The sequence below is a fragment of the Sporofaciens sp. JLR.KK001 genome, from assembly GCF_036941055.1.
Taxonomy (GTDB): Bacteria; Bacillota; Clostridia; order Lachnospirales; family Lachnospiraceae; genus Sporofaciens.
On sequence record NZ_JAYMNO010000001.1, the window covers coordinates 1 to 18,076 of the forward strand.

General features: G+C 45.7%; 22 protein-coding genes. 2 read left to right on the plus strand and 20 right to left on the minus strand.

Annotation, left to right across the window (positions count from 1 at the left end):
- Together VSQ62_RS00005 and VSQ62_RS00010 are read right to left on the minus strand one after the other, a co-directional pair.
- Positions 1–204, minus strand: a 204-nt coding sequence (locus VSQ62_RS00005) for a DNA ligase LigA-related protein (protein ID WP_502957699.1), incomplete at its 3' end; no start/stop codon positions are given.
- A 36-nt stretch (positions 205–240) separates the two neighbouring features.
- Entirely contained in the window at positions 241–1,182 is a 942-nt protein-coding gene (locus VSQ62_RS00010) for a DUF5688 family protein (RefSeq protein ID WP_334632474.1), read from the minus strand.
- A gap of 511 nt (positions 1,183–1,693) precedes the next feature.
- Between VSQ62_RS00010 and VSQ62_RS00015 the strand changes: the two genes are divergently transcribed.
- Positions 1,694–2,242 carry a GNAT family N-acetyltransferase gene (locus tag VSQ62_RS00015; protein ID WP_334632477.1) on the plus strand — a complete coding sequence of 183 codons (549 nt, stop codon included), beginning with the start codon at positions 1,694–1,696 and terminating at the stop codon, positions 2,240–2,242.
- Positions 2,243–2,374: 132 nt separating this feature from the next.
- Here VSQ62_RS00015 and VSQ62_RS00020 read toward each other — a convergent pair whose 3' ends face one another.
- The 14 genes from VSQ62_RS00020 to VSQ62_RS00085 all read right to left on the minus strand — a co-directional run bounded on the left by VSQ62_RS00020 (position 2,375) and on the right by VSQ62_RS00085 (position 14,341).
- The gene (locus VSQ62_RS00020; RefSeq protein WP_285825599.1) at positions 2,375–2,617 is read right to left on the minus strand and encodes a hypothetical protein; all 243 of its coding nucleotides are present in this window, start codon (positions 2,615–2,617) and stop codon (positions 2,375–2,377) included.
- Positions 2,617–3,309 carry a DUF3990 domain-containing protein gene (locus tag VSQ62_RS00025; RefSeq protein ID WP_334632479.1) on the minus strand — a complete coding sequence of 231 codons (693 nt, stop codon included), beginning with the start codon at positions 3,307–3,309 and terminating at the stop codon, positions 2,617–2,619. The genes VSQ62_RS00020 and VSQ62_RS00025 overlap by 1 nt, the downstream gene beginning before the upstream one ends.
- A gap of 150 nt (positions 3,310–3,459) precedes the next feature.
- Complete coding sequence (locus VSQ62_RS00030; protein WP_334632481.1) at positions 3,460–3,705, minus strand: hypothetical protein; 246 nt, start codon at positions 3,703–3,705, stop codon at positions 3,460–3,462.
- Positions 3,706–3,708: 3 nt separating this feature from the next.
- Positions 3,709–4,317 (minus strand): hypothetical protein, encoded by a 609-nt coding sequence (locus VSQ62_RS00035; protein WP_334632483.1) that lies wholly within the window; start codon positions 4,315–4,317, stop codon positions 3,709–3,711.
- Positions 4,317–4,553: a hypothetical protein gene (locus VSQ62_RS00040; protein WP_334632484.1), complete on the minus strand. Its 237-nt coding sequence runs from the start codon at positions 4,551–4,553 to the stop codon at positions 4,317–4,319. Before VSQ62_RS00040 ends, VSQ62_RS00035 begins: the two co-directional genes overlap by 1 nt.
- Positions 4,522–5,217 carry a hypothetical protein gene (locus tag VSQ62_RS00045; protein WP_502957700.1) on the minus strand — a complete coding sequence of 232 codons (696 nt, stop codon included), beginning with the start codon at positions 5,215–5,217 and terminating at the stop codon, positions 4,522–4,524. Before VSQ62_RS00045 ends, VSQ62_RS00040 begins: the two co-directional genes overlap by 32 nt.
- Positions 5,208–5,459, minus strand: coding sequence for a hypothetical protein (locus VSQ62_RS00050; protein WP_334632488.1), 252 nt, complete (start codon positions 5,457–5,459; stop codon positions 5,208–5,210). Before VSQ62_RS00050 ends, VSQ62_RS00045 begins: the two co-directional genes overlap by 10 nt.
- Positions 5,460–5,526: 67 nt before the next feature.
- On the minus strand, positions 5,527–6,582 hold the full coding sequence (locus VSQ62_RS00055; RefSeq protein ID WP_334632490.1) for a TRM11 family methyltransferase: 1,056 nt from the start codon (positions 6,580–6,582) through the stop codon (positions 5,527–5,529).
- 12 nt (positions 6,583–6,594) lie between these two features.
- A complete protein-coding gene (locus tag VSQ62_RS00060; RefSeq protein ID WP_334632492.1) occupies positions 6,595–7,125 on the minus strand; it encodes a sigma-70 family RNA polymerase sigma factor in 531 nt (176 codons plus the stop codon).
- A 101-nt stretch (positions 7,126–7,226) separates the two neighbouring features.
- Positions 7,227–7,733 carry an AbrB/MazE/SpoVT family DNA-binding domain-containing protein gene (locus VSQ62_RS00065; protein ID WP_334632494.1) on the minus strand — a complete coding sequence of 169 codons (507 nt, stop codon included), beginning with the start codon at positions 7,731–7,733 and terminating at the stop codon, positions 7,227–7,229.
- Positions 7,734–7,919: 186 nt separating this feature from the next.
- Positions 7,920–8,810 (minus strand): hypothetical protein, encoded by an 891-nt coding sequence (locus VSQ62_RS00070; RefSeq protein ID WP_334632496.1) that lies wholly within the window; start codon positions 8,808–8,810, stop codon positions 7,920–7,922.
- Positions 8,811–8,915: 105 nt separating this feature from the next.
- The gene (locus VSQ62_RS00075) at positions 8,916–12,434 is read right to left on the minus strand and encodes a cobaltochelatase CobT-related protein (protein ID WP_334632498.1); all 3,519 of its coding nucleotides are present in this window, start codon (positions 12,432–12,434) and stop codon (positions 8,916–8,918) included.
- Positions 12,435–12,450: 16 nt separating this feature from the next.
- The gene (locus tag VSQ62_RS00080; RefSeq protein WP_334632500.1) at positions 12,451–13,275 is read right to left on the minus strand and encodes a hypothetical protein; all 825 of its coding nucleotides are present in this window, start codon (positions 13,273–13,275) and stop codon (positions 12,451–12,453) included.
- A 151-nt stretch (positions 13,276–13,426) separates the two neighbouring features.
- Positions 13,427–14,341 (minus strand): single-stranded DNA-binding protein, encoded by a 915-nt coding sequence (locus tag VSQ62_RS00085; protein ID WP_334632502.1) that lies wholly within the window; start codon positions 14,339–14,341, stop codon positions 13,427–13,429.
- Positions 14,342–14,739: 398 nt separating this feature from the next.
- On the opposite strand from VSQ62_RS00085, the gene VSQ62_RS00090 reads away from it, so the two are divergent.
- Positions 14,740–15,609: a hypothetical protein gene (locus tag VSQ62_RS00090; protein ID WP_334632504.1), complete on the plus strand. Its 870-nt coding sequence runs from the start codon at positions 14,740–14,742 to the stop codon at positions 15,607–15,609.
- Between the two features lie 67 nt (positions 15,610–15,676).
- Here VSQ62_RS00090 and VSQ62_RS00095 read toward each other — a convergent pair whose 3' ends face one another.
- Genes VSQ62_RS00095 through VSQ62_RS00110 form a run of 4 tightly spaced genes read right to left on the minus strand, consistent with a single transcriptional unit; the run spans position 15,677 to position 17,835 of the window.
- On the minus strand, positions 15,677–16,093 hold the full coding sequence (locus VSQ62_RS00095; protein WP_334632506.1) for a hypothetical protein: 417 nt from the start codon (positions 16,091–16,093) through the stop codon (positions 15,677–15,679).
- A gap of 10 nt (positions 16,094–16,103) precedes the next feature.
- Complete coding sequence (locus VSQ62_RS00100; RefSeq protein WP_334632509.1) at positions 16,104–16,790, minus strand: cell division protein; 687 nt, start codon at positions 16,788–16,790, stop codon at positions 16,104–16,106.
- Positions 16,791–16,825: 35 nt separating this feature from the next.
- A complete protein-coding gene (locus tag VSQ62_RS00105) occupies positions 16,826–17,410 on the minus strand; it encodes a sigma-70 family RNA polymerase sigma factor (protein WP_334632511.1) in 585 nt (194 codons plus the stop codon).
- A 14-nt stretch (positions 17,411–17,424) separates the two neighbouring features.
- Positions 17,425–17,835 (minus strand): zinc-finger-containing protein, encoded by a 411-nt coding sequence (locus VSQ62_RS00110; protein WP_334632512.1) that lies wholly within the window; start codon positions 17,833–17,835, stop codon positions 17,425–17,427.
- Positions 17,836–18,076 lie beyond the last annotated feature (241 nt).

Here is an 18,076-nt window from a genome sequence, read left to right on the forward strand (position 1 = left end):
TAGATTGCTGACTGGGTAATAGCCAACCGTCTGGGTGGGGGAATTGGAGAGGATGAATCCGGTCTCCTCTTCCAGCTTCTGAAGCTCATCAAACAGCCGGTCATAATCCTTGTCTGTGATCGTCGGTGCATTTAAGTTGTAATAAGCGTGTCTGTGCTCGTTTAATTCCTGCACCAGAGAAGTAATTTTCTGAATCTGGTTCATAATAGTTGTCCTTTCTTTTGTTGATTTTGGGTAATTCTAAGATATGCTTTTAGGTGAATGTTGGAACAGGCTTTGAATATAGTAAGCGTTTGAATCCTGTCCGGACCTGCTGTAATAATAAGCATGGTCGGAAAGATAATCCTCCGGTTCCAGATAGTCTCGATTGATTTCCTGTATCATCTTGTCCAGCTTCTCTTTGGGAGGCGCTTTGGATTCTGGAAACAGGAGTACTTCATTGACGCTGCTTGGGAGAATATAGAAATCCTCTTTAAAGAAATCTGCAATCTCGTCCATCAGATTTTTACAGGTCATTAAGACAGCGCCGCCTGTTAAAAATTCATTTGATAAAAAATACAGTTCTTCGCTTCCGTTATTGTCAGATATCGCGGTGTAATATTCCTTTTCTAGAGAACCGTTCTCCAGAAGGAACTGATTTAGATTACCGAATTTTACCGGCAGTAAACGGTTATAATTTGTCACAGCCTGCTGATGCAGTGTCAGGGTATCAACGCCCCATTTCATTAACAGCTTGTCATTAACCGGCATATCCAGGATTATGCCGTCTGAATTACTGATGAGATAGTAGTAAACAATAGACAGATCCTGGAATGGGATGTGTGGAGCTGTTTCTAATAATATGCGGTTTTTGGCTGTGTTGACCAGTTTCATGATGATCCTGCTTTTGGCTGTGGAAAAATCAAAAAATTTCTTTTTATCCAATTGTATTACAGGTAAAGTACGGTACAAGCCTGCGAGCATGTCAATGACTGTATCAAGATCCCGCGTTATTTGATAAAATTCATAATATTCTTCCAGATAGACTACGGGAGATGTATTCGTAGTTAGATTGTTGAAAACTACTCCGTACTTCATTTGTCCATTGGGTTTCAGTTTTTTTGTAAGGCTGAGACTGACATTACCGATTTCTCTGCACTGTAAACCCTGCAAAACTTCATTCCTAAAAGTTTCGTATGTCATTTGAGACCTCCTTTTCTTATGGTGTCTTCCGGAAGGATCGTTGTTCTTCCGCCTCCTTCCATCTGCGTTCAGGCAAAAAAAGAGAACGTACACTTTAAGCGTCCATTCTCCTATTACTGCAGAAAAACTGCAAAATGCAGAAGCGGCATCTGCCCTTCTACAAACAAAAAAGCCAGAAGTTCCTATGCCGGGCATAGTAATCCTCCTGACTTAATATACAAACCTAAACCGCGTGTGATATCCTTGTCGGACTGACACAAAAAATAATTACAATATTATATTAGCACTATATATTGTCCGTGTCAAACAATAAAACACAAAATATAGTTTATTTGATGAATATAAAACAAAATATAGGGAATACTTTTACAAAGACTGACAAAATATGGAAAAGAAAAATGGAAATATCTGCTTGATAAAAGAACGTAAGTTCTGTATAATAGAATATGGTGTCAGCAATGAATTGACAAACTACAAAAAGATAAATAGAACAGTAAGGATGGGACAGAACATGGATGTATTTACCGTATGCCCGGAATATGAAACCGAGCATTTCAAGATAAGGAAACTGGAGGCAGGAGATGTGGAGGGGCTGTTTCCCTGTTATTCTGATCCGGAAGCTGCACGTTATTTCAATGGAGACTGCTGTGGAGATGATTTTTATTATACAGATAAGGATAAGTTCCGGAAGTGTGTGGAATACTGGCTGAGCCGGTATGAGGCAAGAGATTTTGTCAGGTGGAGTGTTCTAGATAAGGAAACCGGATTATTGATCGGAACGCTTGAAGTATGCCCTTCTCTGAAGTATGCGGTTGACGGAAGGAAGATGGGGATTCTACGGATCGATTTAAAATCGGAGTATGAACGCTGGCCGGTATTGAAAGAGTTGATGGATGTATTAATCTGCCACATCTACGAGGATTTGGAGGTTGCCTCAATCATCATGAAGATCCAGAAGGATGCCGGGGAGAGACAAAAACTGATAAAGGAATACCAGTTTGTAGACGCAAAGGAAGAATGTAATATCTCTCTGGAGGACTATTATATCAGGTATTGTTAGCAATAGGGATGCAGCGGCATATAAGGCAGATACCGCAATAAGGTCGTCGTGCGTGTGAGTTTTGCAGGTAAAAATCACTTTTTGTATGCTGCTGAAAAGAGCCGCCCAATATGAGCGGCTTGGAATATTTCTTTAAACACAGCTTGTTTCTGTACATTCTTCAAAATATCGGTCTGCGATATAACCGGCAGATTCTGCCCATAGGGTGTTGTCTGTGTTCTGAAGGGCCTTGTACGTTTTGGACTCATAAAAAGCCAAAGTTGCGTCTGGAAAATTCAAACCGGTTGTTGCCTGAATAATGTCAATCACATCCCGAATCTGGATGCACATATTCATAGTAATATCTTTTCCATTAAAAAAATATTTTCCTTCCATCATGAGAGAACCTCCTTGCGAATCTCAAATTTCAAATGTTTCAAAGCATGCGGTGTATGGAAAGAAACCTGATTATTTACTTTGTTATACCGCAATCTTTCTACAGCTTCACTGGATTTCAAAATACCAGACATATAGAGCTGAACAGTTTCCATCGTATTATCATCTGCAACAGGACCAATCACAACATCATAGGAGTGCTGGATTCCGCCTTTGATGCGGTTATTCTTGATAAACTCCAGCCATTCGGCATCCAATGCATAAAAATGCTTTATTTTAAGAGATTCTGATTGGTGAAAAACATACTGATAAACATATTCTTTGCCAGATAGATTCCTCATATACAGACGGTGCGCCCATTCGCTTGCCTGTTTCTCCAGTATGGTGCAATAAAAACCACGTCCAAAATCCCTGCGGTTATGGGATTTAGACAAATCAATACGGTCAAAGGCAATATTAGAACCATGATATAAAATCAAGGTGGATGTGCCTTCATCTATAATTTCTTCGATGTAATTGAGTGTTTCACTAAAATCTAACTGGTGCAGATATTCATGCTGTAAGATTATTTTTTCAAAAACTTGATATTTGTGGAATAAATGGACCGTATCGGTTTCAGATAACTTATGAGCCCTTGCATAATACTCCAAAGCCTGAATAGATAACATTTCCACGTCCGATTGAATACTCATATGGTTACCTCCATAATTGTAAATTTATTATAACAAAAAGTATGTGCCTATCCAATAGGGAAAAAGAAAATTCCGGGTTTTCAGGGTTCTGTTGGAGGAAATGAGCCGCCCGAAAATCAGGCGGCTCAGAATACATTTGCGCTTTTGGATTTATGATAGACGGGAAATTGGAATTTCCAGCTCTGTAATGGACCATTCCATCCATTCACCATGTATGACAGCCCTGGCGCTGTATCCGCTCAGATAGGTATTTTCCTGTTCTTCTTCTGTCTGGGAAACGTGATCCAGAGTCATTCGGTAGCTTTTCTCCATCTTTTCATAGAGTTCCTGATAATCTGTGGAGACATCGGGATCATTCAGACCGTCTCCATAACTGCATAATACATATAGCTTCATACATCATTCCTCCTCGTCTGTTAAATCACTCAGGGAATAAGGATCTTCAAAGCAGTGGACTTCAATTCCTGTATCTCCCAAAAGCGCATCCAGCATTTCCAGTATATCTGCGGGATATCCCATCTTGGCAAAGCGCTCCATCAGAGTAGCATCCGTAGTAAATAGTTCTCCATGCTCCAGTTTCTCACCTGCCAGAATACCTGCCGGTGTCAGGAACGCTTCATCTTCCACGGACACAGCATAATGGTCTGGGAAATACTGACCGGAATAATCGGTATTGATATAGGTGTTGCATCCCGGTTCTATGCTCTGCATGACAAAATCCACCTGATAGGCTTTGGCAATCGCTTGGTATGCTTCGTAAAGCGGAGACCATGCTGCAGAGGTACTGAGAAGGATGTTGTCCGGATTCCGTTCCATATAGATTATTGTCCCACGGAGAGAAATCCCCTCTGCAGAGATTTTCTTTAATTCAAACAGGTTCCCAATCCATGCAAGATCTTCATTGCTGCAGAAGGCAATGGATGTCTCCAGGTCTTCCCACAATGCAGCCAGATGTTCAGGATTGGATTGTGAATAGAAATAGACATCATCACAGCAGATATTTGCCATTACTCATCCACCTCCGATTCCATATTCCAGCATGGATTATCTTTTATGTATTTCCAGGTTTCATCAATGACAAGATCAAGGGTCACATTATAGGCAGTATTGGAATCTTCCATATCGTTATATAATTCATATGCCAGATCAAGAAGCTTTTTCTCCTCGGAAAGCGTTTGGTAAGGAAGGTTGCATAAGCCGATTTCTTCCTTTTTACGTTCCCTGCAGCGGCTGATAAAATCCATTTTCCAGTAAAGGCACTGCCGTATGCGGTAGATTTTCTCCGTTTCCTGATCTGACAGGTGTGCAGCTGTTTTCAGTTCCATATGTGTAGTCATAGCCATTCTCCTCCTTTTCTTCTTTGACTGATTCATCGCCTGGATGAATCCTTGCATTTGGATAAAATAAAAATTTCCACTGAAGATCTAACTCCTGATTCTCCCAGATTCCATCTCTGCAGATTTGCCTCGTCAAGGTATTATAGGTGACAGGTTCCGCATCCGGATTGTCCAAGTCAAACACCAGGCAGGTTTTCAGGTCGATGTATGGCCATAAGGCACATTCAATCTTTTGCCGAAGCTCCAATGCCATCTGGTAAAGCTGCTCAACATTGTAGGTTCTGGAAATACAGGAACTCATTTGTCGATCTATGCCGGACTCTGCAATCACCTGGTTGATGACAGCCGCCTGCTTATCTAAAGAGATATCTGGATTTAGGATAAGATGATTGATAAGGACCGCCTTTGCAAATGCAGATGCAGTTTTGTTAATCTCCCGGATCAGAGCGTAATAAGGCTGCTGGTAATGGGATTTCAGGACTTCAAGAGGGATCATTTCACGGTTTTTCTTTAGGGTGGAAAGCAGCTTTTGAAGGCTGCTTCCCAGTTCTTGAATCTTTGTCAAGCGCACATCACCCCGCTTTCGGCAGAAATGGTTTCGTATCTGAGATGGTAAATCGTGTTGCAGGTCTCAAATTTTATACCGTCTTCCGCCACTTCCATAATCTTTAAGACCATAGAAGTTGTAAAGAACTGATGACGGGTACGGATCCATGCGTTTTCCCCGATACGGAGGGGCAGGGACGGGGTGCCGGTCATGGTGACGATGGTTTTCTTGACATTCTGTAATGGTTCTTTTCGGTGTCTTTTCATAGTAGATGGTTTCCTTTCTTAAAATTGCGGATTTGTTTAGTTCCACGTGAGATTTAGTTTTTCGTTTTTAGGCTACTGCATAGTTTAACTGATAGCATCCCTGGGCAGTCCGGAGGTACTGATCCGGATGCTCGTAGATGGTTGCCCGGATCCGGTCCTCATAGTGCGGGTTCTTCCGCGCTTTGGGATGGTTCCGAAGCAGAGCGTATAGATCCGATAATGCCGCCGTCCCTCCCATGCTTTCCATGGTCATCCGGATCAGATGGTGCCAGGTAATGGTCTGAAGATCCGTCTGGCTTACCGACAGGCAGCCGTCCTGCCTGCAGGAAAAGGGGACTGTCAGGGAATCGGCTTTCTTTAGAATCAGCACATATTCCGTAACGACCGGGATGAACGGCTTTTTATACCTGCGGTTATCCGACACGCAGTTGAACTGCCCCTTTACAAGAAAGGATTCAAATTCACCCATACGCATCAGGTCGTTCTGCATGCTGTAAAAATGACCGTCTTTCCGGATATCCCCAACCAGTACCGCAAGCCTGCCGTCCTTGCGTAACGCAAAGAAAAACTTCCGGATACAGTAATTCAATTTCTCCAGGAAGTCCTGATAGTTCTCACATCTCGACAGGTCATCCGGGTGAGGCTGTCCCCACATATTTCCGCTGTATTTGATGATGTCGTGGTACGGCGGATGAAAGAAGATCAGGTCTGCCGAGTCCTCCACATCATTCTTTAATGCGTTCCAGTTCTCATAGCCATAAGCAGGTACAGGATTCAGGTCATAAAGCAATGAACGTACCTGAAACTGGTCTGCTACAGTCTGGGAAGTGCCGGAACCACTCATGGGGTCCATCAGGGTAAACTGGCTTATATCTTTGCCGTAGTAACGCTTGCAGTCCAGAACATAGCGCAGGATGGAAGCAACCACTTCCGGAGAGCAGTTTCCTCTCCAGTGGTTATCTCCGCCATTTCCGCGCTCTGGAAACGCCATAAAGGATGTGAGCTCTTTGCCTACACGCTTCCGCAGTCCTTCTGTGCCGAGCATTCCGGCAATGGTCTGCCATTCCGGGCCAAATTCATTCTGAAGAAGCTCTGCCGCCCGTTGTATTTGCAAATCGTTCATAGGAATCCTCCTCTACATCAGGGCAAGACTTCGTAACCGCCGGCGCATCCGGCTGAAACGGCTTTCCACGCCATATACGGTGAGGCTGCATTTCTCTGCAATCTCCTGATAGGTGTAGCCGTCCGCTTTCAGACGGACCACTTCCTGTTCTTTCGGGGTGATATAGGCAAGCAGCTTGACCAACAGTTTCTGGTTATCCAGAGTTTCCTCCGCCCTTTGCATCTGGTTGGGGAGAAGCGTGTCAATGGACAGATATTCCTCCTCTAAGGGACCGGTAACAGCCGAACGCTTCCCGTGGCTCCAGTAGGTATATTCATTGATGAGGCAGTCATTCATGTTGCGCCATGCAATGGTACTGAAGGCATAATCGGCTAATCTGGGTTTCTCCAGATATTCCTGTACGGCTAACAGATAGCCGAAGATGACAACATCATAAAATTCTTCTGCATCCAGCCTTTTTCTGGAGAGAAAACGGTCTACGATCTGATGGTTCTGCTCTGCAAACTGTTGTTGTTCCGGGGTTAATAGATGTATTTTTTTCATAGTATTTTTGTCCTTTCTTTTAAATAGATGGTGTAGATTGTAATTTTCGTGATTGAAATCTGTATAGGATAGTGACTGTTTCCTGTTCAGATTGTTTTTTGCTAATCAAATTCACGTGCGATTGTGGCTGCAACTAACCTTGCACAGCCGATCTCCACCTCGGTAAGCGGCTTTGCAGAAAGCACTGCTAATGCCAGAGTCTTTTCGGCATGGACAGGGAAAAGTGCAGCGACTGGCGCTCCTGGACAGGAGGTGAGATAGATTGGTCTGCCCATGTCCTGGAGATATTCTTTTTTAGTCTGAATGTAGGCAGAAAGTTCCTTGGAGACAGGGGTTCTGTCCGGAAGAAAACCTCCTACTGCGCTAACGACCTGCGTATCGGAGCAGAGGGCAACGGTGTGCCGGTTGCTGTTGTACAGGATGGTAAGGAGGGATGCGAGCCTGTGTGTATCTATTGGCAGTTCCCCGCATTTCCTAAGATGAATCTCCTGGCCGGAAAGCTCCGCTTCCAGAGAATCCTGATTCACAAGGTTTAAAATCTTACGCATCTTGGTCGGGATCACGATCCGCCCCTGTGCATCCAATGTGCAGATATCGGTATATTTCATAGATTCACCTTCTTTCTAACGGAAAAGAAGCTGCCATAGAGCCGCTTCCTTTCCAGATTGATATGTGATATACATCTGAAATCAGATATTCATAATTTCAGAGAGTACATACTGTTATTTATTGACTTGGTGTATTCTGTAATATTTTTGGGGATTCTCTTTCATGTGCAACGTGGGCAAACGGAATCAGGCAGCATAGGAACTGCTTTGAGCCGGATTCTGGTACTGCCCATGCTGAGCATAAGTCTGATTCTGCCCCTGATACTGTCCGTTCTGAGCGTAGTTTTGAGCCTGTCCCTGATATTGTCCGTTCTGTGTATAATTCTGGGTTTGATCTTGGTACTGACTGTTTTGGGAATATTTCTGGGCCTGCCCTTGATATTGCCCATTCTGAGCATACCCTTGATCCTGCCCCAGATTCTGTGACTGCCAGTCCTGCTGTTGTTTCTCATACGCCTGCTTTCCGTTTGCGATCAGTGACGGCGCCATACACGCTTCCCAGTTGGTGATATAGGAATCCGTGCGCTTTAGGAGCGTATAGAGGTCCATATCCGTCAGCTGGATAAACGCATTTTTCTCCGCGAAAAAGCTTCCGGATTTCATATAGGAACCGCCTTTCTGGTTCTGGACTTTCACGCCTTTCCCGTTTACAATCTGAATCCGCCACGGGCTCTTCATGGGCCGCCCGCTGGAGTCGCAGACGTGACGCGAGATAGAGAACTGCTGTGCCGTAGAATATCCTTGCGCATCAGGCACACCGTAGATCTTACTCTGGGACCATTCAAATTCCTGGAACCCTGCAGTGATCCGGGTTAAAATAAACGGGATCTGTTCGGGAGCCAGGTTGAACTGGGCGATTATATTCTTATCGCCGGTGCCGTTGGAATAGTCCTGGATGGTGAGCTTGATCAGGGAATTTGCCTTATGGTCATTTTCCTTATACTCGCCTTTGGCATGGATCTGTGCATAGTGTGTCAGCGCAGCGCATTTCAACTGGTCATAGACGGCGATCAGCTTCCGGTCGGTCTGTACTTTGCAGATCTGAGGGGAAATCCTCGTCTGATAATTCTGATTCATGAATCAATGTCCCTTCTTTCTAAATATTATTAAGCTATTTCGCATAGTACCGTAGGAACCATCTCATCAGGTAATATACGGCACAATACGAATTTCAACATGTCATTATTTTAAATACTGCTTTACAAGAAGCGCCATGTTCTTCGGCAGTTCTTCGAGCTTTGTGATATCCAGAAATCCATCCTGATAGATCCGTTTGATGTTCTCCTTGTCTGAGCCGATAGCAGCCGCAAAGAGAATGATTCCCTTCTTTGAATATTCCTTCTTAATCCCGCGCAGATCCGCCTCCGCCTCAGTGCCGCTGTATCCATAATCAGCAGGCTGCCCGTCAGAAATGATGATGAGCAGCTTCTGGTTTTCCGGACGTTTGCTCAGATGCTCTGCAACATAACGCAAGGCGGCGCCGTCCCGGTTGCCGTTTCTGGCGCTCATGTCCATTAAACGATAACGGTCAGAAGTATCTATGGAGTCAAATTTTGCATAAGAATACAGCGCCACCCCGGCTTCACAGTCCGGCGTGGTATGCCCGTAGATGGTGACCGGTATCTGCAGGCTCTGACAGAAATCGTAGAGTACAATCGCTGTCATCCTTGCATAAGTGATCCGGTCGAAGCTGCTCATGGAGCCGCTTTCATCAATTAGGAGTCCTACCGCCAGCTTTTGCTCTTCCGAAGGGAGCCTCGTCCTTGTAAAAAATGTACCGTCCTCATGGTGCAGCGCCCTTGTATCCAGGCGTTTTCCAAACTGCAGGTTTTTTAATTTCCCGCCTTCGCTTTCTTCCTTTAGGAGTGGGGCGATGGTCTTCTGTAACCTCTTTGAAGCCCGGAGAAGAGGCGGTGCAACGGACTGATATGCTTTTACCAGATCATCCGGTACACTGCACATCCAGTTTACCGTCACATGGATTCCTGCATGGGCGTTGCCGTAATGGATATCATTGGCCGCTTTCTGCAGTTCTTCCGTCATTTCCTGCTGGTATTGTTCCTCCGCTTTTTCCGTTGCCACACTGTTCAGGATACGGAAAAGGTCGCTGGCAGATTTCTCATAACCGGAACCCAAGTATTGGTGGTTATAAGTAATGCCTGGATTGTTTCCTTCTAAAATGGTGGAAGTTTTTGCAAGCTGGATCCGGTCGCCTTCTTCCGTCACCACATCCTGCACACCGGACATGATATTTTGGCGTGCCTGTGGAGAAAACTGCAGAGGAGAAGAAGAACTTTGTGCCTTCTTTCCGGCTTCCGCCTGCTTTGGCATTGCCCCGTTTTTGCCGGAGGGCAGAGGGGCGCCGCCCTGGATCTGATCGCCAAGGATCTCACTTAACAGGTTTTTCGCATCCTCCTCCGAAGCAGATTTAAGCCTGTCCCTGGTGTCCTCCACCATTGGCTTGATATACTCCCAGAGAATCCCCAGGATGTGGTTGGAGGCATGGAGCCGGTCTTTTACGTCATCCGAATAAATGGATTCTTCCACGAAAGGCACGCAGTCCTCCAGGTAATCCAGATAGGGACCGGTGTAACCGTGGAGATTATTCACTGTACCTGCCCTGCAGTATTGCAGGAGAAGGTTTGCCACAATGGAAAAATCCGAGAAGCCATTGTCAATCTGGCTCTGAAGGGACGGCATCAGTTCATTCATCCGCAGGCAGTTCAGCTCGATCCCCTGCTTAAAAATGCCGGGATAGGCGTCACACATACGGGCTTCGATGTAAATGTCTTCTAAAATGTTGCTGATATGAGAGGCGCACTCAGAAAGCGTCAGGCATACAGCCTTGTCTTTTTCATGCACGGCTTCCAGCATTTCCTCACAGCTTTCCTGGTACTGGTCATCGAAAGAAGGTTCTTCTGGATAGAAGGAGCCGTTCTCCATGCTGCGCAGATATAACCCAAGGGTTGTAAAGTCTGTAAATAAGAGATGGGCCGTTTCATGGCCGTTCATTCCCACAAGGCTTTCGGAGCGCAGCATCCGGGACGGGAAGCTTTGGGTAATGTGGTTTCCGGCATTGATGTGGATCTTATAGTTATCCGTGTATGCAAGTCCGGCGCCATCGGAATCGTCCCACTCCATCAGCGTCTGCAGTCCCTGGCGGTAGCGGCCGGTAGCCGGCTCATCCAGGTCGATCACAAGGTTCATCCTGGAGATGACAGACTGGTTCATCTGCTTACAGCCCGCATAATCATTGTTGGTAGTCACGACAATCGTGGTATCCGGATGGCGGTTAATGACATCCCCATTTGGCAGGAACACGCTGTTACAGCGGTCCAGCAGGGAGTTTAAGCCCACCAGCACGCCGGGATTGGCAATGACCGTAGGCTCCTGTAGTTCCACAAGATAGCCGTAACGGATCGCTTCTACCAGCGGAGTGTCCACATATTTAAACTTCTGGTGGGAATCCTGCTTTGCGTAGTGGTCGTGCATTTCATCGAAAATAGTATCCACCAGCTTCTGGTAGACCGAATCCTCATCCACCGTTTCATCGTAAGTACCGGTCAGCTTCTGGTAAGCCGTTGCCGGGTCCATCATGATGTCCTGGAAGGTGGGATATTCGCTCTGGAGGGCGGAAAGCCTCCCGTCTACATCGGGCAGGATCTGTCCGAGCAAATCGAAGATCTCGGTATTTGCAGAACAGGTAATGCACCGGTATGGGAGATGGAGGCCGGAAGCGATCGCTTTGGCTCCTTCGGTCTTCCCTGTCCCTGCAGGCCCTCTTAATAAGAAGTTCCGCATGGGCGATACGGTATTTGTGGTTAATTTTGCGTGTTCGCAGATCCGTTTGATCTCTGCCGGTATGATATACCAGTCAGGGAGCTGCGGCACGGTGAGTTCTTCCTGGGGAGTCAGTGTCCGGGATTCGGACAGGATGTATTTGCCTACGAAATCTTTTTTGGAAACGCTTGCCATTACTTTCAGGGTAGAAGTCCCAGGCTTTAGAACCTGGAAAGCCCCAAGAATGACATCCGTTGGGGAATAAGTGCCTTTCTGTACCGTAAACGCTTTCATCTGGGAAATGGAACCGTTGCCTGGTGTATCGTTTGGGATTCCGCCAGTCGGAAGAGAGGTTCCGTAACGGATGCGCCGGTAAAGGTTATCGCACAGGATTGCCGCAGTCTCTGCCGTATCGTCCATGTTTGGATAGCCGTTATCCCGGTCATCCTTCAGCTTCTGGTAATGCTCATTGAATTCGTCATCCGCCATAGCAGTTGGGATGAGTGCAAAGATCAGGGCAGCGCCGCTTTTGTCATCCTCCTTCAGCATATATTTTTCTGGATTGTTTTCCGGATCCGGGGGTGTCTGGTAACAGCCTGCCGTAAACTTGCCGTTTATCAGGTTGTAGGCTACTACATGGAGTTCCCCGGTTTTGCTCGGATATTCCGCAATCGTGAAATTATTTCCCTGGCTTCCGATTGCACCAAGTTCCTCCGGCGGTTTCCCGCCTGTGGGTGACTCCAGTTCCAGATATGCTAGGATTGCCCGAAGTGTCGCCGCATGGAGCGTAGAACGCTTCTGGGGCTGTATGCAATGCTTGGGATAAACATTCTTAAATATCGGGTCGTCGGTATAATCCTCGAACGGTTCCGGCAGCTTTCGCTTAAAGGACCAGTTTGGTAATAAATTTCCATTTGCCATAATCAATCTCTCCCTTCTATGCCCAGGATAATTCCAGGGTGTCATTGGTTTCCACTGCTTTCAGCTCATCACGGGTAAAGATGTCCATGAGGGCTGCCCAGTAATCTCTGGGCGGGAAATGCTGGAAGGTATCTTTTATTTCCGGGGTATTGTTAGCATAAATAAATATTTCCCCGGCTTCATTGATAAAAAGCTTCCGGAGTCCCCTTGCCTGCAGGTCTCCGATCAGTTCCGTCAGTAACGGCTTCCCGATGAGGGAATACCAGGATTCCGGATCCACATGGACAGGAGGTTCTGCCGGATTTTCAGGATGATCAGTCTTAGCACCATCCGGATTCTTCTGTCCCGGAAGGGGCGTGAAATCCGTAATGGTCATCATGAAGAGCTTCAGATGCCCGTACCGGTCCAGGGAAACATCTGCAAAGTTATAATCTCCCGTATGGAAGGTCCGGATGCGGATGATGTCACAGCTTAACAGGGACTCTGCCTTGACAGGACGGGTATACTCCCAGGATGCCTCCGGGTAAGCTGCCTTAATCTTATCCGTGACCTGGTAACTGATCTGCCGGATCAGCAGCGTCTCCATGTCAAAGAAAGGGGGGGCCTCCTTTTGTTTCTTACGCTTATGCGTGTAAGTATTTCTTAAGAAAGACGGGGCTGAGATATGCGGTAACATGGGCATCAGGAGGAAGAGAAAGCTTCCTGCAATCCCGGTGATTGCAATGCCGGCAATGACAGACCGGTCTATTGATTCTGGAGTAAAGAGCAGAGCCAGGAATAAAATAATGGCGACTGCTTTTATCATTTTGATACTTTTGTGTTCTACTTTTCTTGTTTTCATTTGGAGTTCCTTTCATATAAATAAATTACGTTTAAAGATGATTTGCAAAAAAGGAACTGCTGTGTTCAAACGTAAACACGCAATTCCTTTCGTGAAGTGATCTGCAGGAGCGGCTGTCGCTGGCAGGCTCCATAACCGGGTAATTCTGAAGTTATGCAGTGAAGGGAAGCTGTGAGGCCATGCCTTCCGGGATATTGGTAAACCCGTCCCCGGCAAATCCGCCCTGCGGCGGTGTCTGGCCGTACTGGGCATTCCCTCTCTGCTGCTGGTACATCTGGTTTCTAGACGAACCATTCTGTGCAGGGGCGTTTGCCTGGTAAGAACCGCCTTGCGGGGCTCCTCCGTTCGCAGGCTGCGGGCTGTTGCCCATGTTGCTGCCTCCATTTGGATAGCCTGCAGCGCCATTTCCGTTATTCGGGTAGTTGGCACCTGAATTGCCGTTACCAGCATTAGAATAATTACCGTTCCCATTCGCATTGCCATTGCCGCCATTGGAATAGCTGTCTCCACCGGATGGATTGCTGCCGCCCGGATAGTTCCTGTTTCCGGCAGCATTTCCATTGGCAGGATACGCGCCTCCTTGTGCAGTGCCGGCAGGATTCTGATAACCGCCGTTTTGCGGACCTGGATTCGGATATCCTCCGGCTCCCGGCGTAGCCGCGCCTCCATTGTACGACGGTGCGCCTGCCTGGTTTCCGCCTGCATCTCCTTCTGACTTATTGGAAAGACAGAACTGCCAGTCCCGTACATTGATCTTGGCACTGGAACCGGCTTGGCCCGCTCTCTGTCCCTGGCTGTAAACAAAGGGATGGAGTTCAAGATCTCCATAGATATACAGGCATGTCCCTTTCTTGACTCCCGCTTTCGAAAGCCGTTCTGCCAGATGTTTGTTCAGATAGCACTGATAGAAAACGGATTCATACGGATTTTCCGGATTACTCTGTGCGTTCTGGCTTCTTTGTGAGGTGGCAAGGTCTAAAGAGATGTACTCCGTACCGTTGTTCTTCCCCTGCTGCATGACGGGATCTCTGGTGACCCTTCCCATGAGATGAATGATTGCTGACATAAAATTTCTCCTTTCTGCCCTCTTAGGCGTTGAAATAATAAAAATAGGTAAAAGAATAGGAAATCCATGTTTCAGATTTCCTAAAAATAAAAAAAGAGCCATTAAGCGACCGCAGGGTGCGGCTATCCTAATGACTCTGATTTCCAAACTTAAACTCACGTGTGCTCTGGAGGAATGGTCCAGACTCCCGATGTGGGATAACACAAAAACTTAAATACATGATTATAATAACACAAGATATAGTGATAGTCAATGAAATAAATTCTATATATAGAATTTTTGGAAATGAAGAGGGTTGATTCGACCAATTTGCAGGGAAGGAATAGCTTGCTAATTTTTATCTTAAATGTTAGTATAAGATTGTAGGAAGACATTTTCGAAAGACAGGACGGAGGTGGATGAGGTTGGCAGATATTCTTGAAGCTGTCAATATTCAATGGCATCCAGGTTTTTATGGTGCAGCAGAGCTTGAATTTATATCAAACAAGGGTGACCTTGAATTCCAAAGAGAATTTAACCTGAGCAAAGAACCCATTCGTATGGATTTGCTGATTATCAAGAAACTTTCAAATGTCAGAACAGAAAATGAAATTGGCCATATTTTCAGAAAATTTAATGTCGTGGAGTATAAAAGTAATGACGATGCCCTATCCATAGATGACTACTATAAAACGGTTGGTTATGCCTGTCTGTATAAAGGGTTAGGAGAAACTGTAGACCAGATTCCGGCTAATGAACTAACGATCTCTATTTTCCGGGAAAGCTATCCGAGAGAAATGTTTGAAGCAATGAAAAATCTTGGACTAGAGATTAAGGAGCGTTATCCGGGAATATATTATATTAGTGGAAAGCAGGCTCTGTTTGATACTCAGGTTGTAGTGACCAAACAGCTTAACAGAGAAACACACCGGACATTGCGTGTTCTTTCTAAACATGTGAAGGAAGAGGATGTCCGGGCATTTGTCGAAGAAGCAGCGCTGATATCCGAACCAGGAGACAGAAATAATGTAGATGCGGTTTTGCAGGTCAGTGTTTCTGCTAATAAGGAGATTTATGAGGCGATAAGGAGGTGCGATAAAGTCATGTGTGAAGCGTTGAGAGAACTTATGAAGGAAGACTTTGAAAAGCAAGAACGGGAAACCAGGCAGGTAACATTATTGGAAGACATTAAAAACCTGATGGATACTACGAAATGGACAGCAGAACAGGCAATGGCAGCCTTGAAGATTCCAGAAGCCGACAGGGGAAAGTATATTACAAAATTATAGAATGAATGTATCTGGGATTGGCAGTATATGCAGGCAATTTTGGTTGATATACTGCCTTTCTTTTTTGTTATTCAGGCAATTCCTCATATCCAAGCAAATCCGTAGAAGCGTAACTGATATAAACATCTAATCCAACAGATTTCCGGAAGTAGAGCCGATAATGATGTTCAGGAAGCAGCTTGATACTCTTATCTAATGTAAGCGTATATTCTCTTTGGTTTTCAGCTACAAGTATAATCTGGCTGTCTTTTTTGAAAGGCAGAGTGGTCTGTTTGACACAAGTTCCAGATAATGCCCAGCAAGCTTCATTGTGGATCAATAGGTAGAAATTATAGGTACGGATCAGGCTGAAAAGCTCTATGAACAGGCTCAATATAATAAAAATATCATCTTTGGAATGGATGCCGTAAACACATCCAACCAACAGGAAGAAAAAGCCGATTACCGCTTGGGCAATCAGCTTTGATAATAATGGTTTTGGCATAGTTCTCCTTTCAAAACTGCTGGAATGAAATCTGTTTGTTAAGGTACAGGTTCCCGATTGCCTGCAGTACCGGATACTGGATGTGGAGAAGCTGTGTTTCATCTGCCAGGGATTCGTAGGTTGTATCCGTATCCTCATAAAGCAGATCCCATACTTCCTTCGGGTTTTTTGCTTTTGCCCCCTGCTCTACACAGGCGAGTAGTTCGGCGGTGGTAAGTTCCGTCGCTTTGGCGAGTTCCAGGACGGTTTCTTCCATTGGATCGCATTTCTCTTTCTTCAGATACCGCCCGAAATCACGAAACCTTATTTTCCCCTCCAGATAGAGCTGGATGCAGGTGAAGAGCCGTACCGAAAAATGGTCAGTAACTGGCTGGATATGCAGTTTTCCAAGCAGCCGGTACAGGGCATCTACTCCAGTCAACCCATCGCCCTTTACGATCAGCCCCCGCAGAAGCAGGCGGTTTAAGTAATGGGAAAAGGAAAGTCCTTCTGGGCGGCCGGAATCTGCAAGCCGTTTGCTATATGCCTTCTCCAGTTCATAAATCTGCAGGATCTGGAAAGCAAGACAGCTCCAGAGTACAAGTTCATGTTCGGATAATCCATATTCCTGCCTGTTATTGATGACTACCGGGACTGGATTTCCCATCTCATCCCTTTTGATTTTCAAGCTTCCGATTGCGGTGTATAATGTCAGCATAATAAGTATCTCCTCTTTTTCATGTAATTTTTGAATTATGCTAAAAGCGCATATAATTCCTGATCCTCTCTCAATTGCTTCCTTGCTTTGCTCTGCCATGCCCGGACATGGTTGGACGGGACGTTATAGAGCTTTGCCACTTCCGCACTGGTGTACCCGCTTTGCTGGAGGCGGAGTGAGGTAATTCCCTTTTTCAGATGTTTACTGCCTGTACATTCCAGTTTCTTCAAGTAAGAAGCGGATTCCTTTGACAATACAGCCTGTTCTGGGGACAGTGCGTCTGTTTTACAGAGTATAAATTCCGGCTCATAGGTACTGCCATCTTCGGCAGTAAGGATTGCATCCAGAGAGCAGAACGCGTTTTTACGTTTCCCGCAGTCCCGCCAGTAATCATAAATGGCATTCCGGACTGCCGCTCTTGCATAAGGCTGGAAGGGCTGTGTGGGACTGCATTTCATAGCGGCATTGCACAGAGCTAGGTATCCGGTCTGTGTCAGTTCATCAAACTCATCCTGTGTCAGATGGGAAAAGCTTCTGGTAAGCGCCCGCACCATCCGGGGGACAAGGCTTAAATGAGCGGTTACAAGCTGTTTCTGTTCATAACTCATGATTCCATCCATGGTATCCCTCCTTTTTATCCGGCCATACCAAGCGGTATGTGGTTATTCTGTAGAACTTTGGAAGCTTCCTGTATCAGCTGGTCGCACATATAGTCACTGAAATTCCCGATATGTGCCTGACGGGTCTGCAGACAGAATTTATCGCCAATCCACCGGTAAGCCTCCTCGCGGCTGAAAATTCCCTTTCTCCAAAGCTGGTCGAAAATCTGATGGGCCTGGATGCGTTTCTTACGGAGCGTGCGGTTCGCCAGAGAGCCTTTCGGCAGGGATGTCCCCTGATGGACTCCTACATAGGAGTCACAGGCCGGATAGTGGCTGCATACATAGACCTTTCCACCGGATGAGTTATGGCCATATACATAGGAAGCATCTTTTAAGATTGCAGGACTGCCGCAGTAGGGGCAGCGTATTGTCTGTTTTTTCATAAATGTTCACCTCTCTTACGTTTTGTATATGTATAAAATGCTTAGAAATAAGAATTCTTACGTTTTATATACGTATATTATAAGTAAATAAGCAACGGATTCCTATAAGGCAAGAGCAAAAACAGGTGCCAATTTGGGACTTTTCCCCAATTTCCTCCAGTTAATACGTTAATGTGATAAAGCGAAAGAATAAGCACTAAAAAATTGTGATTACACAAATCTTCCAATGCTTATTTTGGAT

Excerpts from the sequence above, each read along its gene's own strand:
- VSQ62_RS00025 (WP_334632479.1), bottom strand. The coding sequence starts at position 3,309 with ATGAGTATTCAATCGGACGTGGAAATGTTATCTATTCAGGCTTTGGAG.
- VSQ62_RS00035 (WP_334632483.1), bottom strand. The coding sequence starts at position 4,317 with ATGGCAAATATCTGCTGTGATGATGTCTATTTCTATTCACAATCCAAT.
- VSQ62_RS00015 (WP_334632477.1), top strand. The coding sequence starts at position 1,694 with ATGGATGTATTTACCGTATGCCCGGAATATGAAACCGAGCATTTCAAG.
- VSQ62_RS00050 (WP_334632488.1), bottom strand. The coding sequence starts at position 5,459 with ATGAAAAGACACCGAAAAGAACCATTACAGAATGTCAAGAAAACCATC.
- VSQ62_RS00085 (WP_334632502.1), bottom strand. The coding sequence starts at position 14,341 with ATGTCAGCAATCATTCATCTCATGGGAAGGGTCACCAGAGATCCCGTC.
- VSQ62_RS00080 (WP_334632500.1), bottom strand. The coding sequence starts at position 13,275 with ATGAAAACAAGAAAAGTAGAACACAAAAGTATCAAAATGATAAAAGCA.
- VSQ62_RS00070 (WP_334632496.1), bottom strand. The coding sequence starts at position 8,810 with ATGAATCAGAATTATCAGACGAGGATTTCCCCTCAGATCTGCAAAGTA.
- VSQ62_RS00055 (WP_334632490.1), bottom strand. The coding sequence starts at position 6,582 with ATGAACGATTTGCAAATACAACGGGCGGCAGAGCTTCTTCAGAATGAA.
- VSQ62_RS00030 (WP_334632481.1), bottom strand. The coding sequence starts at position 3,705 with ATGAAGCTATATGTATTATGCAGTTATGGAGACGGTCTGAATGATCCC.
- VSQ62_RS00110 (WP_334632512.1), bottom strand. The coding sequence starts at position 17,835 with ATGAAAAAACAGACAATACGCTGCCCCTACTGCGGCAGTCCTGCAATC.
- VSQ62_RS00105 (WP_334632511.1), bottom strand. The coding sequence starts at position 17,410 with ATGGATGGAATCATGAGTTATGAACAGAAACAGCTTGTAACCGCTCAT.
- VSQ62_RS00020 (WP_285825599.1), bottom strand. The coding sequence starts at position 2,617 with ATGGAAGGAAAATATTTTTTTAATGGAAAAGATATTACTATGAATATG.
- VSQ62_RS00040 (WP_334632484.1), bottom strand. The coding sequence starts at position 4,553 with ATGGATTTTATCAGCCGCTGCAGGGAACGTAAAAAGGAAGAAATCGGC.
- VSQ62_RS00060 (WP_334632492.1), bottom strand. The coding sequence starts at position 7,125 with ATGAAAAAAATACATCTATTAACCCCGGAACAACAACAGTTTGCAGAG.
- VSQ62_RS00010 (WP_334632474.1), bottom strand. The coding sequence starts at position 1,182 with ATGACATACGAAACTTTTAGGAATGAAGTTTTGCAGGGTTTACAGTGC.
- VSQ62_RS00075 (WP_334632498.1), bottom strand. The coding sequence starts at position 12,434 with ATGGCAAATGGAAATTTATTACCAAACTGGTCCTTTAAGCGAAAGCTG.
- VSQ62_RS00100 (WP_334632509.1), bottom strand. The coding sequence starts at position 16,790 with ATGCTGACATTATACACCGCAATCGGAAGCTTGAAAATCAAAAGGGAT.
- VSQ62_RS00095 (WP_334632506.1), bottom strand. The coding sequence starts at position 16,093 with ATGCCAAAACCATTATTATCAAAGCTGATTGCCCAAGCGGTAATCGGC.
- VSQ62_RS00090 (WP_334632504.1), top strand. The coding sequence starts at position 14,740 with ATGAGGTTGGCAGATATTCTTGAAGCTGTCAATATTCAATGGCATCCA.
- VSQ62_RS00065 (WP_334632494.1), bottom strand. The coding sequence starts at position 7,733 with ATGAAATATACCGATATCTGCACATTGGATGCACAGGGGCGGATCGTG.